Below are 14,230 nucleotides of genomic sequence, written 5' to 3'. Positions count from 1 at the left end.
GGAATGACAAGACAGGAAAAAGGGTTGTGGACGGCTGTAATTGTCTTGACGCTGGGCATGCTGGTCATGGGTACAGTGATGGCTATGCATGGTCTCAGACAGGGCAAAGACGAGGCAGATGCATCCCATGATGCCAACACGGAAGAAGGAAGCACCGTAGCGACGATCAACGGAGAAGTCATCACGGACAAAGAGTGGACCGATGCGCTAAAAAGACGTTACGGCAGTGAGTTATTACTCCAGATGTTAAACCGTAAAGCAGTATATGCCGAAGCAATTGAACGCAAGCTGATCGTCACTCCCCAAGAGATTGCAAGAGAACTAGCGGCCGCGATGGATGGGTACGATTCAGAGAAATCATATTTTGACGAAATGAAGTCCCAGTTGGGTCTGTCCAAACAGGAACTTGAATTGGAAGCCGGCTACAGGCTGCTGCTTGAGAAAATCGCAACGATCGGCATACAGATCAAGGATGCAGATATTGAGCATTACTGGACTGAACACCGTGAGGATTACGTCTCCCCCGAGAAATATGACTTGTCCATCATCGTAGTGAAGGAAGAAGAGGAAGCCGATTCCTTACTGGATGCGTTGGAGAAGGGGGAAGACTTTGAAGAAGCTGCTCGCAAGCAATCGACAGACAGCTTCTCTCGTGATGCTGGTGGCAGGCTGGGATGGATTGAGCGGAATGATCCATTCCAGTCAGAAGAAATCCTTCAACTTGCTGCCGGGCTGGATGTAGGCGATATTGCCGGACCGGTTCGAGTGGAGGAAGGCTATGTTATTATCAGACTTAATGATAAAGAAGAACGCCAGGTCAAGTCGGCCGAAGAGGTCCGTGAGGAGATTCGAATGCAACTGGCTCTAAGTCAGGCTGATCCGTTGCCGCAGGTAGAGCAAATGCTGCGTAACAAGTATGAAGCCGTAATCCTGTCCGAGATTCCTGCCTCCTGAATTCAATGGAGAAGATTGTATCGTACTGCTGCATCTTGATAAAAATACTCTGTCTGTGGTCTTAGGGCCAAAGGCAGAGTATTTTTTTTGAGTACTCATATTGACAATAAGGGTTAACGTTGATAAGATGAAAATAATAAATACCTACTCGTTTACTCGGATATAAAAGATTAACTTATGAACAAAGAAACTTTCGGAAACCTCCGCCCTGTCTAGAAATGTTAGCAGTAAGGGATAGGATCAACAGGATTTCCGCAGTTCTTCTATAACAGCTAGAGGCTACCGGCCGCACAGTATAGGTTAACAGGACTCAAGTTTTATTCATCCACTAAGGAGGGCATTCATATGGCTAAAGTAGTTAATAACGTAACAGAACTCATCGGAGGTACTCCGCTTGTTCGTCTGAACCGTATCGTACCTGAAGGCAGTGCTGAAATATTCGTGAAGCTGGAGTACCAGAATCCAGGTTCAAGCGTGAAAGACCGTATCGCAATTAGCATTGTGGAAGAAGCGGAAAAAGAAGGCAAGCTGAAACCGGGTGATACCATTATCGAAGCAACAAGTGGTAACACGGGAATTGGACTCGCGATGGTGGCTGCAGCCAAAGGCTACAAGTCCGTTATTGTAATGCCTGAGACGATGAGCTTGGAGCGTCGTAACTTGCTTCGTGCGTATGGTGCTGAGCTTGTGCTTACACCTGGAGCTGAAGGTATGAATGGTGCTGTTAAAAAAGCGGAAGAGCTGCTGAAAGAAAATCCATCCTATTTCATGGCTGAGCAATTTAAAAATAAAGCCAATGTGAAGATCCACCGTGAAACGACTGGCCCTGAGATTGTGGACGCGATCCAATCTGTGGGCGGTACGTTGGATGCTTTCGTTGCGGGAATTGGCACAGGCGGAACAATTACAGGTACAGGCGAAGTGCTGAAAGAAGCTTTCGCTGGTATTAAAATTGTTGCCGTTGAGCCAGCAGCTTCGCCAATTTTGGCGGGCGGCAAACCAGGACCACATAAGATCCAGGGGATTGGTGCCAACTTTATCCCTGAGATTCTGGATCAGGAAATCTATGATGAGATCATCCACATTGAGAATGATGATGCATTCGAGACGGCTCGTCAGGTAGCGAAGGAAGAGGGCATCCTGTCTGGTATTTCTTCCGGTGCAGCGATCCGTGCAGGTCTCCAGGTTGCCAAACAGCTGGGTGCAGGCAAACGCGTTGTTGTAATCGTGCCAAGTAACGGTGAACGTTACCTCAGCACACCGCTTTACAACTTCGAAGGCTAAACCTACAAATGACAAAACCAATCCTCCTTGCCCGTATGACGGGTATGGAGGATTTTTGGCGTAATGCTTTTAAAAGGGGCGGCGCTTTAGTATACTATCAGACAATAGAACTAGCGACAGATGGAGGGCGGCACACCGCAATGACACACCTGATGACAACATACGCCGACTGGATGGAGTGGGCTGAACAAGGCTGGACCATGATGCCCTATATCACCAAGTCGGATGAGGGGCCGTATCATGGCGGTTTACCGTTATCGTGGGAGGCAGCCTGGGAGCAGGCGTCACCATACGCAATTGTGCTGGAGAATGGCAAAGGCGGGAGATATACATTTCTGGGTTTAGACCCCGTATCCGTAATTTCCGGGAAAGGTCAACAAGCAGTTATTCATGATGTGACGCAAGGAACGACCTCGACGGACAGCGGCAAGCCGCTTGATGTATTGAAGAGATGGACAGCCCCTTATCGTGCGCCTAAGGTTACTGGGGCTCCAGACTTTGGGGGTGGATACGCAGGTTATCTCAGCTATGATGTAGCGAGATCGTTGGAGAAGCTTCCAGCCTTGGCTGAAGATAACCCGGATCTGCCGGATTACTGGTGGATGCGTTTTGAAGAAATATGGGCGTATGATCATCAGCAACAGGCACTTTTCTGCATGGTTCATCTGGCTATAGAGCCTAATCCGAACGAAACCGATATTCGTGGTCTATATGCAGTGGCCGAAGCACGAGCGATAGCGATGCAGCAACGATGGCTTCATATTATGGGGGTTGCGCAGGCCGAGGAACAAGTGCAGGCACTGGAACGCCGCAACAAGCAGGTCAATCGTACACCGCAGCCTGAAGATGCGAACAGGGAATCCGAAGGGTGGGTAACCTCCTTCCCACAGGAGGACTTTGAACAGGCTGTACGCACAGTACAGGAATATATCAGACAGGGCGATGTGTTCCAGGTGAATCTGTCCTTGAGACAGGAAAAACGGCTTCATTCGAGCGCTGAGCATATTTATGAATGGTTGCGCCTCGTGAATCCATCACCGTATATGGGTATGCTACGTAGTCCAGACTTTCAACTGGTAAGCGGATCTCCCGAGCTGCTGGTCAAAGTGGAGAACGGGAAAGTCAGTGCTCGTCCCATCGCAGGAACCCGAAGAAGGGGCCGTGATGAGGCAGAGGATAAGGCTATGGCGGATGAATTGCTGGGTAGTGAGAAGGAACGGGCGGAGCATATTATGCTCGTCGATCTGGAACGTAATGATATCGGACGGATTGCAGCCTACGGTTCGGTTCATGTGCCTGAATTGATGACCATCGAGAAGTATTCCCATGTCATGCATCTCGTTTCCCAGGTGGAAGGCAGACTGGCAGAAGGGTTATCCGTATTTGATGTGATTGCTGCGACATTCCCGGGCGGAACGATTACCGGAGCGCCCAAAGTCCGCACCATGGAGATTATCGAGGAGCTTGAGCCTGTGCGTCGTGGACCTTATACGGGATCCATCGGGTGGATGGATTACAGTGGAAATATGGAATTGAACATCGTCATTCGTACACTTGCCATTAAGGATGGTATTGGTTATGTACAGGCCGGTGCAGGCATTGTCATTGATTCCGATCCATATCGGGAATACAAGGAATGTCGCAACAAGGCAAGAGCGATGATGAGAGCTGTGAATTACAGCGAAGAGGCAGAAGCAAGCAGAGCTATGGAACAGGAACAAGTGGAGCGAGCCGAAGCCATTAAAAAATAAAACGAAGCAACCGTCATCATTTGATTGACGGAAGATGAGGAGGAGCAGGCATATGATACTGGTTATCGATAATTACGATTCCTTCACGTACAACCTGGTTCAATATCTTGGTGAACTGGGCGAGACGGTGGAAGTTCGCCGCAACGACGAGATTGATTTGGCAGGCATAGAGGCACTGGCACCTGATCATATTCTGATCTCTCCGGGTCCTTGTACACCGAATGAAGCAGGTATTAGCCTGGCAGTCATCGAACATTTCAAGGGAAGCATTCCGATCTTTGGTGTATGTCTGGGGCATCAGTCCATTGGACAAGCGTTTGGTGGCAATGTCATTCGTGCAGAGCGCATGATGCACGGCAAAACATCCGAGATGCACCATAATGGAACATCCGTATTTGCCGGATTGCCATCCCCATTTACAGCTACCCGTTATCACTCCCTCATTGTAGAGCGCAGCAGTCTGCCCGACTGCCTGGAGATTACAGCGGAGACAGCTGAAGGTGAAATTATGGGTTTGCGTCACAAAGAATATGCGATTGAAGGGGTTCAATTCCACCCGGAATCCATTATTACAGACCATGGGCATCAGATGCTTCGCAACTTCCTGTCCCAACAGGTGAAGGTATAATATGCAATATGCCGCGATAAACGGAGAGTTGGTCAATATGGCGGCAGCCGTGGTTCCTGTAACGGATCACGGCTTTTTGTACGGACTTGGATTGTTCGAGACGTTTCGGACCTATCGGGGTGTCCCATATCTTTTGGAACGGCATATGGAGCGCATGGCCTCGGGGTGTAAGGAACTTGGTATCCCTTTTACAACGACCGCGGCAGAGGTGACAGATTGGATTCAACGTTTAATGCAGGCGAACGGACTTCAGGATGCGTACGTGAGATATACGGTATCCGCGGGTGAAGCGCCGCTAGGTTTACCTTCTGGTGATTATTCGAAACCAAATCATATTTTACTGGCAAAAGCATTACCTGAACCCACTCCCTCTTTATATGAAAGTGGCAAAATGCTTCAAAGGTTGTCTACACCACGCAACACGCCCGAAGGCGAAGTCCGATTCAAGTCACTGCATTATATGAACAGCATTCTGGCGAAACGGGAGCTGAATGCGTATGGGCAGGATGCACAGGGTGCAGAAGGTCTACAATTGACCCGTGATGGGCATGTCGCTGAGGGGATTGTCAGCAATGTATTTTGGATACGGGAAAATGCGCTCTACACGTCAGCACTCTCAACCGGCATTCTGCCTGGCATCACGAGAGCCGTGGTGCTTGAGATCGCCACGGAGCAAGGCATTCCTTGCATAGAAACGTTAGCTGCCTGGGAGGAACTCCTGCAAGCAGATGAAATATTTCTAACAGGCTCGGTTGCCGAACTGGTTCCGGTTACGACTCTGCGGGATCAGGACGGAGTCGAAACGATAATCAGCAACGGACATATAGGCCCGGTTACAACAGTCCTTCTGGGTATGTACCGGCAGAAAGCGGGGTATACTTCATGACACTTACACCTGTCATCTATGAACGGAACTATGCATGGGGGCCAGCGGAGTTGAAGCTGGGTGCAAGAACACAGATCATGGGCATTCTCAACGTCACGCCTGACTCATTCTCGGATGGTGGTCGGTATACCAATGTGGAGCGGGCGGTTGCTCATGCCATGCAAATGATGGAGGACGGGGCGGACCTGATTGATATCGGCGGGGAGTCCACACGGCCAGGTTCAAATGTAGTGGGCGCCGATGAGGAGCTGAGCCGGATCATTCCGGTTATTGAAGTATTGCATCAGCAAGCCCCGCACATTCCGATATCGGTAGACACGTATAAGGCCGATGTTGCGCGTCAAGCTATTCTGGCCGGTGCCCATATCATTAATGATGTTTGGGGTGCCAAAGCAGATCCAGATATGGCACGCACGGCAGCAGAGCTGGGGTGTCCCATCGTTCTGATGCATAATCGGCAGGAGCGAAACTATACCGATTATCTGAGTAATGTCGTCAGCGATTTGCAGGAGAGCATACAGATTGCGTTAACAGCCGGCGTGAAAGCAGATCAAATTATCTTGGACCCGGGTATTGGTTTTGTGAAGGATCTTGGAGAAAATCTGAAGCTCATGTCATCGCTCGGTTTGCTCAATGAAATGGGATATCCCGTTCTGCTAGCCACCTCACGTAAAAGATTCATCCAGAACACCCTGGATGTTGGGGCGGATGATGCGCTGGAAGGAACCGCTGCGACCGTGGCATTTGGCATTGCCCAAGGCTGCCAGATGGTTCGTGTTCATGATGTGAAGCCGATTCGGCGGACGGCAGACATGTGTGATGCCATGTTATATGCTTCTCCGGGTCTACGGAGGAAATAATTCTGGCGGGTCAGAGAGACTCGTCCAGTGGAAGCACAGCATTTTTTAAAAGGCGATGCTAAGGGATATCTTCAAATAGATTAGGATTTCAATATATATAGAGGGCAGGCGGATCGTATGGATAGAATGGTTATGCATCGAATGGAGTATTACGGATATCACGGTGTATTTGCCGAGGAGCGGAAGCTAGGGGCACGTTATTATATTGATCTGGAGATTGACATGGACCTGGGTGAGGCTGGGCGTAACGATGATCTGACCAAAACGATCAATTATGCCGAGATCCATGAGCTGGTAAAACAGATTGTTGAGAATAAATCGTTCCAGTTAATTGAAGCTTTGGGCGAACATATTGCATCTTCTTTACTAGACACTTATACTATTATCAATGCATTGACAGTCAAGGTGACGAAGCCACATCCGCCATTCGATATTCATTTTGAGGGCGTAACGGTAGAGCTTCGCCGCACAAGAAAGTGAGAACCGATCATGATTGCACATTCGACCTCTGAATCTTCAGAGGCTTATATTGCTTTAGGGGCCAATTTGGGTGACCGGGAACAGACGCTGCTTGAAGCATTGTCTTTGCTGGATGAACACCCTCATATATCCGTTCTGCGTTGTTCTGCACTATATGAGACGGAGCCTGTAGGATATGTAGATCAGCCTGCATTTCTGAATATGGCAGTCGCCGTACAGGTGATGCTGACACCGGAGCAGTTGCTCACGGAATTACTGGATATCGAGAACCGGCTTGGACGTGTTCGTGATATTCGCTGGGGACCGCGCACCGTTGATCTGGATCTGCTCTGGATGCACGGTGAGACGCGAGATACCGAATTGCTTCAATTGCCTCATCCTCGTATGGGAGAACGGGCTTTTGTACTGGTGCCACTGTCGGATATCGTACCGGAGGGCGAGATTTCAGGTTTGTATACCTTTGTACAATCATCGTTGTCTGTACTGGATGGAAAGGATGGAATACAGCTTTGGAAAACATGCAATTGGCCAATCGAATCCGGGCATTCCGGAAGCTGAAAGGTTTAACACAACATGAACTTGCGGCCGAGACCGGCATCTCGCTGGCCATTCTGGGAACCATTGAACGGGGAAACCGTAAGGTATCACAGCAAGAGCTTGATCGAATTGCTGGTGTGCTGGCAATCAGTATCGAGGAGTTGCGGGGCAACTAGGACTGTTTCGGTTTCGTCATGTTACAACAACCAAGATATCGATCGAACTTAATATCGTGATATATACAGAATTAAAAAAGGAGTGGAACGACTACCGTGCTTAACATTGGTGGCATTGAAATAAAAAACCAGGTCGTACTTGCGCCGATGGCTGGCGTATGTAATCCGGCTTTTCGTTTGATCGCAAAAGAATTCGGAACAGGCCTCGTATGCGCGGAGATGGTGAGTGGCAAAGCCATTATCCATGGCAACCAGCGTACACGTGAGATGTTATTTGTAGATGAGCGTGAGAAACCGCTGAGCCTTCAAATTTTTGGGGGAGATCGTGATTCCCTCGTAGAAGCAGCCAAAATCGTGGATCAAGAAACCAATGCAGATATTATCGACATTAACATGGGATGCCCTGTGCCTAAGGTAACGAAATGTGATGCAGGGGCACGTTGGTTGCTAGATCCGAACAAGATCTATGAGATGGTATCCGCTGTAGTAGATGCGGTTGAGAAGCCGGTAACGGTCAAGATGCGTATTGGCTGGGATAACGAGCATATCTTCGCGGTGGAGAATGCGCTCGCGGTTGAACGTGCGGGTGGACAGGCGGTAAGTGTGCACGGCCGTACGCGTGAGCAACTCTACACAGGCACAGCTGACTGGTCACACATCAAAGATGTAAAAGAGGCTGTCTCTATTCCAGTGATCGGCAATGGTGATGTCCATACACCAGAGGATGCTCGCCGTATGCTGGATGAAACGGGTTGTGACGGAGTTATGATCGGTCGTGCTGCCCTGGGTAACCCATGGATGCTGTATCGTACCATTCAATACTTAAGCACGGGGGAATTGCTTCCTGACCCGAATGGCGAAGAGAAGATCCGTGTTGCCATCCTGCATATGGATCGCCTGATCGCATTGAAGAATGAGACGGTTGCTGTACGCGAGATGCGTAAACATCTGGCTTGGTATTTGAAAGGCTTGAAAGGATCTGCTCGCATCAAGGACGTTATTATGGAAGGTACCAAGCGTGATGAGATGGTACAGATTCTGGAGAACTTTGTGAGTCAGCTGAAACGCGAAGGCAATTTGGAGTCAGAACCGGTAATTGCCGGAACTGCATCGTAATTAAGACTGTAAAACGTTTACAGCTATAGAGGACGTAACATTGACTTTTCGAGATCGTTCCCCTATACTTTCACAGTATAAATTCGCCATGTGCGTTAATTAAAGGCTAGTCATCAGGAGGAATATTCTATTTCTCTGGAGAACTTCATATAGTTTTGAAGATGTATGCGGGCGGAGCTATGTAATTAGCACTGATTCCGTTGCCGTACAATCCAAATTATTCCCATGACAGGAGAATCGGTTGAGATGAGCGACAAGGAAGTTATCCTTACACCAGAGGGACTTAAGAAGCTGGAAGAAGAACTGGAAACATTGAAATCAGTGAAGCGCCGCGAAGTGGCTGAACGGATTAAGGTAGCCATCGGGTATGGAGATATCAGTGAGAACTCTGAATACGAAGATGCCAAGAACGAACAGGCTTTCATTGAAGGTCGTATTATTACTTTGGAGAAAATGCTTCGGAACGCACGCATTATTAACAGTGATGAGATTGACACCGATGTTGTGAGTGTAGGTGCAACAGTCACTGTGGAAGATTTGGAATTCGGCGACATCACAGAGTATACAATTGTAGGTTCTGCTGAATCAAACCCGCTTCAGAACAAGATTTCTAACGAAAGCCCTGTCGGTAAAGCGATCTTGGGCAAGAAAAATGGTACAGTTGTTGATGTAAGTGTGCCTGCTGGCGTAATTCAATATAAAATTGTAGATATTAAAAAGCTATAGTAACGAAGCAGTTGGGCACGGTAAACAAAAGCTTCCTTAGGGAAGCTTTTTCAACATTGAGGAAGTGTCCTCAAGCGATGCCTGCAATGTAAATAAGGAGATGAATAAAGATCATGACGGATGAAGTCTTGAATCAGGAAACCGAACTTAGCGAGCTTTTACAAATTCGCCGTGACAAATTGGACGAGCTCCGCAAATTGGGAATCGACCCTTTTGGCCAAAAATACGTACGTACCGAAGAAGCCGGCTCCATTCTGAAGAAGTATGAAGAACTGACCAAGGAAGAGCTGGAAGAGAAGCACATCGAAGTCAGTATTGCCGGACGGATTATGGCGAAGCGGGGAATGGGTAAAGCAAGCTTCGCACATATTCAGGACCTGAGCGGCAGAATCCAGATCTATGTTCGTCAGGATAGCGTGCCTGAAGACAAGTATGCGGCATTTAGCCTGCTGGACCTTGGCGATATCGTTGGGGTAACAGGCGTGATCTTTAAGACCAAAACAGGTGAAACTTCTGTCAAAGTAAAAGATCTTGAAGTGCTGTCCAAATCGCTCTATCCGCTTCCGGATAAATTCCATGGTCTCACCGACGTAGAGCTGCGTTACCGCCAGCGTTATGTTGACCTGATTATGAGCCCGGATGTACAACAAACCTTTATCGCACGTTCCAAAATCATTCAATCGATGCGCCGTTACCTGGATTCCCTTGGATATCTGGAAGTGGAAACACCTACGTTGCATACGATCGCAGGAGGAGCTGCAGCACGTCCGTTTATTACGCATCACAATGCGCTGGATATGGAACTGTACATGCGGATTGCGATTGAACTTCACCTGAAACGTCTGATTGTTGGCGGACTGGAGAAGGTATATGAGATCGGCCGTGTATATCGGAACGAAGGTATGTCCACACGTCACAATCCGGAATTCACAATGATTGAGTTGTATGAGGCATATGCCGACTACAAGGACATTATGCAATTGACGGAGAACCTGGTAGCTCATATTGCACAGGAAGTACTGGGTACGCAAGTAATCCAGTATGGGGACTATGAAGTAGATCTTACGCCGCAGTGGCGTCGTGTTACGATGGTGGATGCAGTTAAGGAAGTTGTGGGCGTAGACTTCTCCGTACATATGACGGACGAGGAAGCACATAACTTGGCGAAGGAACATAAGGTTCCGGTTGAAAAACATATGACATTTGGTCATATTCTGAATGCGTTCTTTGAAGAATTCGTAGAAGAGACGTTGATTCAACCGACATTCATCATGGGACATCCTCTTGAAATCTCACCGCTGGCGAAGAAAAATGATGTAGATCCGCGCTTCACGGATCGCTTCGAATTGTTCATCGTTGGACGCGAGCATGCCAATGCCTTCACAGAGCTGAATGATCCAATCGATCAACGTCAGCGCTTTGAAGCACAGATGCTGGAGAAAGAACATGGGAACGACGAAGCTCATGAGATGGATGACGACTTCATCCGTGCGCTCGAATATGGTATGCCACCAACAGGCGGATTGGGAATCGGGGTTGATCGTCTGATCATGCTGCTTACCAACTCCCCGTCGATTCGTGATGTACTGCTCTTCCCGCACATGCGTCCTCGTACGCAAGATTAAATAAGGAACGTAGGATACGTTCATAATAGAAGAGGAACCTGCCATTCAGTATCATGCTGGGGCAAGTTCCTCTTTAGGTTTACATAGACGCTAAAAATAAAGTTTTTCAGAAGGCCCTTGCTCGCAGCGCACCATTAGGGTAGCACCGCGTCTTGAATTTGTTAGATTAACCTGTTCGTATTTTTGTTAAAAGAGGTGCCCTTCATGAAGTTCAGGCTTCACTTTGCCAAATTCTTATCTCCTCCGTTAATTCTGGTCGGTGGTTTTCTGCTTATCATTGCGATTGGAACCGTGCTTCTCATGTTGCCAATCTCCAACCAAAGCGGTAAACATTTGGCGTTTATTGACGCGCTCTTTACATCAACCTCTGCCGCATGTGTGACTGGATTGGTTGTTGTGGATGTAGGGACAACGTTTAATTTGTTTGGTCAGATCGTCATTATGGTATTAATGCAGCTTGGTGGACTCGGCTTCATGACCATGGCTACCCTCTTTGCGCTTGTATTGGGCAAGCGAATCTCCCTCAAGGACAGGCTATTACTCAAAGAAGCCATTAATGCAGACAGCATGGAAGGGATAGTACGCATTATCCGCAAGGTGTTGATTTTCTCCTTTACCATTGAAGGGGTGGCTGCTGTCATACTGGCGCTGCGCTGGGCAACGGAGATGCCATTGGGTCAGGCTGTATACTATGGAATATTTCATTCCGTTTCATTGTTTAATAATGGCGGATTTGATCTGTTTGGCAACAGCTTTCAATACTACACCGGAGACTGGATATTCAATGTGACCGCTTCTGTACTCGTTGTCTCTGGTGGACTTGGATTTGTTGTATTGAATGACCTGTTTGAGTATCGCAAACGCCGCCGTCTATCTCTTCAGTCCAAACTGGTGCTGTCTGTATCTGGAGCGTTGATCGGTATAGGAGCGATTGTGTTGTTTGTTTTCGAATTCACCAATGGACATACACTGGCTTCGCTCACCTGGAGCGAGAAGATCTATGCGTCCTTCTTCCAGTCTGTCTCTACACGTTCGTCGGGAACAAGTACAATCGATATCACGGAGATGAGGCAGGCTACCCAATTCTTCTTCATTCTGCTGATGTTTATCGGGGCTTCCCCGGGATCGACCGGGGGCGGGATCAAGACAACTACATTCCTGATCATGATTGGTGCAGTGTATGCCATGATTCGGGGAAATAAGGATATTGTATTTTTCCGCCAGCGTGTTCCGAAAGAACTGCTGATGAGGGCGTTGACCATTATTATGGTTTCTCTGATCATATTCATGATCGTGGTGATGCTTCTGCTTACGACAGAGGATGCGCCATTCCTTTCACTGATGTTTGAAGCTGCATCCGCAATCGGTACCGTGGGTCTTTCTGTGGGAGTGACTGATGAGTTGACCAATTGGGGAAAAATCATTATTACCTTTACCATGTTTGTAGGTCGGATTGGGCCATTAACCATCGCGTATGCCCTTCGTCCGCGCAAAGAGAAGAAACTGTATCGTCATCCGGAAGGCCGGATCATTATCGGATAAAAAGAAAAACCGTCAGACATTCAGAACTAACTCCTGTTATCGTAACGGGCCTTAGTCACACGAATGTGCTGCGGTTTTTTTGGTTTAACGGCACAAGGAAGCAAGATGCAAAGTGAGAACATCGTCCATAAGTTTGGCATTCATCTGATCCGGTCTAAGCACGGTATGTATGCCTAAGCCATCCACGAGTGCATACAATCTTTCAATCTCTAGTTCTTTGTCCAGATCGGTTCTGGAGAGGTCGAGCTTTATCAGGTAGGTGATAACAGAGCCTACAGCTTGTCTGAGTTCATCATATACGGTATTAGCAAGTTCTTTGAGTGTAGGATCGGTTTTCGATCTGGCTGTAAAAGCGTACCACACCTCCATTTCGGCCAGTTTTTCTTCCGTGTTTGGTAAGAATTCGAGCAATAGGCATTTCATATTGTCCATGGGAGAACCGTTAAAGGACATTTTTTGGACTCTATGAGACACCCGTTCAGATACCAGATTCATGGCATATAGTAGTAGTTCCGATTGAGTAGAAAAGTAGTGGCGCATTGAGCCAACCGAAACTCCAGCTTCTTCAGCGATATTCCGAACAGAGGCTTGCTCCATGCCATCTCTTCGTATAATACGCCAAGCTGCCTCGGCCACGAGCACGCGCTGTTTATCATGATCAACAATTTTAGGCATAGGCATATTATATCACTGTTGATTATTATAGTACATACGTGCTAAATTATATTTAATACATATGTATCAAAAAAGGAGGGGCTGAAATGATTGGTTATTTCATTATAGGTTGTGAGATTGCCTTTTGGGTGTTTGTGTTCACGGGTCTGAGTGTCAGGTATCTCCTTGGCATGAAGCGGTTAGGCATCGGTTTGTTAATGGCAACGCCGGTTATCGATCTGTTATTGCTGGTAGCTACAGTCATGGATCTACAGCGAGGAGCTACAGCAAGTATGATTCATGGTATAGCTGCGGTGTATATAGGAGCAAGTATTGCTTATGGTCATCAGATGATCGCTTGGGCGGATCGATATTTCCTATATTGGTTCAAGGGTGGAGAGAATCCTCGCAGCAACAAGTTATATGGCAGAGAACATGCGAGTCGTGAACGTAGTGGATGGTTTAGACATCTATTGGCTTGGGCTATAGGAAGTGCTTTTTTATTCGCCATGATATGGTGGATTGGAGATGCTGAACGTACAGCTGCCTTCAATAATCTGATCAGAGTGTGGGGAATGATACTCGGAATCGATTTTCTGATAAGTTTTAGTTACAGTTTATGGCCAAGAAAGGTTCCTGCTAGGAATGTTAAACATTAAAGTGAAAATGGACGTGCGTATGAACTTGCTAAGTTGGGAGAGTACCATATGTACGTCTGTATTAGATCAAACCGATTGTTAATATAGTTTCAAAAAAAGACTTGCATTCAAAATCTGTACATGGTATATTCTAAGTCCGGCCAAGAAAACACGGTTTACACGGTGCGGCAAGCAAAGGAAATAAGCTTCGAAAGAAACTTAAAAAAAGAGCTTGCAAAGTTGGTTCGGATGTGATAAGATATAAAAGTTGCTGAAGAGAACGACATTCGGTAACAAAATAAGTTTGATCTTTGAAAACTGAACAACGAGTGAGTAAACATTCTGCTTGCAGAATGAACGCGAAAGTTTGAAA

15 protein-coding genes are annotated in these 14,230 nt (G+C 47.4%); 14 read left to right on the top strand and 1 reads right to left on the bottom strand.

Translation table 11 applies throughout. The features are described from left to right. Nucleotides 1-3: 3 nt before the first annotated feature. From FE296_RS02520 to FE296_RS02460, 13 genes are all read left to right on the top strand, one after another. A complete protein-coding gene (locus tag FE296_RS02520; protein WP_124118814.1) occupies nucleotides 4-954 on the top strand; it encodes a peptidyl-prolyl cis-trans isomerase in 951 nt (316 codons plus the stop codon). A gap of 345 nt (nucleotides 955-1,299) precedes the next feature. Beyond that, nucleotides 1,300-2,238 (top strand): cysteine synthase A, encoded by a 939-nt coding sequence (gene cysK, locus FE296_RS02515; protein ID WP_124118815.1) that lies wholly within the window; start codon nucleotides 1,300-1,302, stop codon nucleotides 2,236-2,238. A 140-nt stretch (nucleotides 2,239-2,378) separates the two neighbouring features. After that, a complete protein-coding gene (locus FE296_RS02510; RefSeq protein ID WP_150364167.1) occupies nucleotides 2,379-3,989 on the top strand; it encodes an anthranilate synthase component I family protein in 1,611 nt (536 codons plus the stop codon). A 52-nt stretch (nucleotides 3,990-4,041) separates the two neighbouring features. Next, nucleotides 4,042-4,617 carry an aminodeoxychorismate/anthranilate synthase component II gene (gene pabA / locus FE296_RS02505; protein WP_124118817.1) on the top strand — a complete coding sequence of 192 codons (576 nt, stop codon included), beginning with the start codon at nucleotides 4,042-4,044 and terminating at the stop codon, nucleotides 4,615-4,617. A gap of 1 nt (nucleotide 4,618) precedes the next feature. Further along, on the top strand, nucleotides 4,619-5,503 hold the full coding sequence (locus FE296_RS02500; RefSeq protein ID WP_150364153.1) for an aminotransferase class IV: 885 nt from the start codon (nucleotides 4,619-4,621) through the stop codon (nucleotides 5,501-5,503). Next, nucleotides 5,500-6,363, top strand: coding sequence for a dihydropteroate synthase (gene folP / locus FE296_RS02495; protein ID WP_150364152.1), 864 nt, complete (start codon nucleotides 5,500-5,502; stop codon nucleotides 6,361-6,363). The genes FE296_RS02500 and folP overlap by 4 nt, the downstream gene beginning before the upstream one ends. A gap of 117 nt (nucleotides 6,364-6,480) precedes the next feature. Next, a complete protein-coding gene (gene folB / locus FE296_RS02490; RefSeq protein WP_150364151.1) occupies nucleotides 6,481-6,843 on the top strand; it encodes a dihydroneopterin aldolase in 363 nt (120 codons plus the stop codon). Nucleotides 6,844-6,852: 9 nt separating this feature from the next. Further along, nucleotides 6,853-7,401, top strand: coding sequence for a 2-amino-4-hydroxy-6-hydroxymethyldihydropteridine diphosphokinase (folK, locus tag FE296_RS02485; RefSeq protein WP_124118821.1), 549 nt, complete (start codon nucleotides 6,853-6,855; stop codon nucleotides 7,399-7,401). After that, on the top strand, nucleotides 7,362-7,556 hold the full coding sequence (locus tag FE296_RS02480) for a helix-turn-helix domain-containing protein (RefSeq protein ID WP_036668438.1): 195 nt from the start codon (nucleotides 7,362-7,364) through the stop codon (nucleotides 7,554-7,556). Before folK ends, FE296_RS02480 begins: the two co-directional genes overlap by 40 nt. 96 nt (nucleotides 7,557-7,652) lie before the next feature. Next, nucleotides 7,653-8,672, top strand: a complete 1,020-nt coding sequence (gene dusB, locus FE296_RS02475; protein WP_150364150.1) for a tRNA dihydrouridine synthase DusB — start codon at nucleotides 7,653-7,655, stop codon at nucleotides 8,670-8,672. A 246-nt stretch (nucleotides 8,673-8,918) separates the two neighbouring features. Then, on the top strand, nucleotides 8,919-9,398 hold the full coding sequence (gene greA, locus FE296_RS02470) for a transcription elongation factor GreA (protein ID WP_076216743.1): 480 nt from the start codon (nucleotides 8,919-8,921) through the stop codon (nucleotides 9,396-9,398). A gap of 113 nt (nucleotides 9,399-9,511) precedes the next feature. After that, nucleotides 9,512-11,023 carry a lysine--tRNA ligase gene (lysS, locus tag FE296_RS02465; protein ID WP_047844500.1) on the top strand — a complete coding sequence of 504 codons (1,512 nt, stop codon included), beginning with the start codon at nucleotides 9,512-9,514 and terminating at the stop codon, nucleotides 11,021-11,023. A 204-nt stretch (nucleotides 11,024-11,227) separates the two neighbouring features. Then, the gene (locus tag FE296_RS02460; RefSeq protein ID WP_150364149.1) at nucleotides 11,228-12,565 is read left to right on the top strand and encodes a TrkH family potassium uptake protein; all 1,338 of its coding nucleotides are present in this window, start codon (nucleotides 11,228-11,230) and stop codon (nucleotides 12,563-12,565) included. An 84-nt stretch (nucleotides 12,566-12,649) separates the two neighbouring features. Here FE296_RS02460 and FE296_RS02455 read toward each other — a convergent pair whose 3' ends face one another. Then, on the bottom strand, nucleotides 12,650-13,240 hold the full coding sequence (locus FE296_RS02455; protein WP_150364148.1) for a TetR/AcrR family transcriptional regulator: 591 nt from the start codon (nucleotides 13,238-13,240) through the stop codon (nucleotides 12,650-12,652). A gap of 86 nt (nucleotides 13,241-13,326) precedes the next feature. Between FE296_RS02455 and FE296_RS02450 the strand changes: the two genes are divergently transcribed. After that, entirely contained in the window at nucleotides 13,327-13,878 is a 552-nt protein-coding gene (locus FE296_RS02450; protein ID WP_091018299.1) for a hypothetical protein, read from the top strand. Nucleotides 13,879-14,230: the final 352 nt, after the last annotated feature.

This window comes from Paenibacillus sp. UASWS1643 (genome assembly GCF_008693195.1).
GTDB lineage: Bacteria > Bacillota > Bacilli > Paenibacillales > Paenibacillaceae > Paenibacillus > Paenibacillus amylolyticus_B.
The sequence above is the reverse complement of the archived record's forward strand: the minus strand, read 5'-3'. Positions and strand labels throughout refer to the sequence as shown.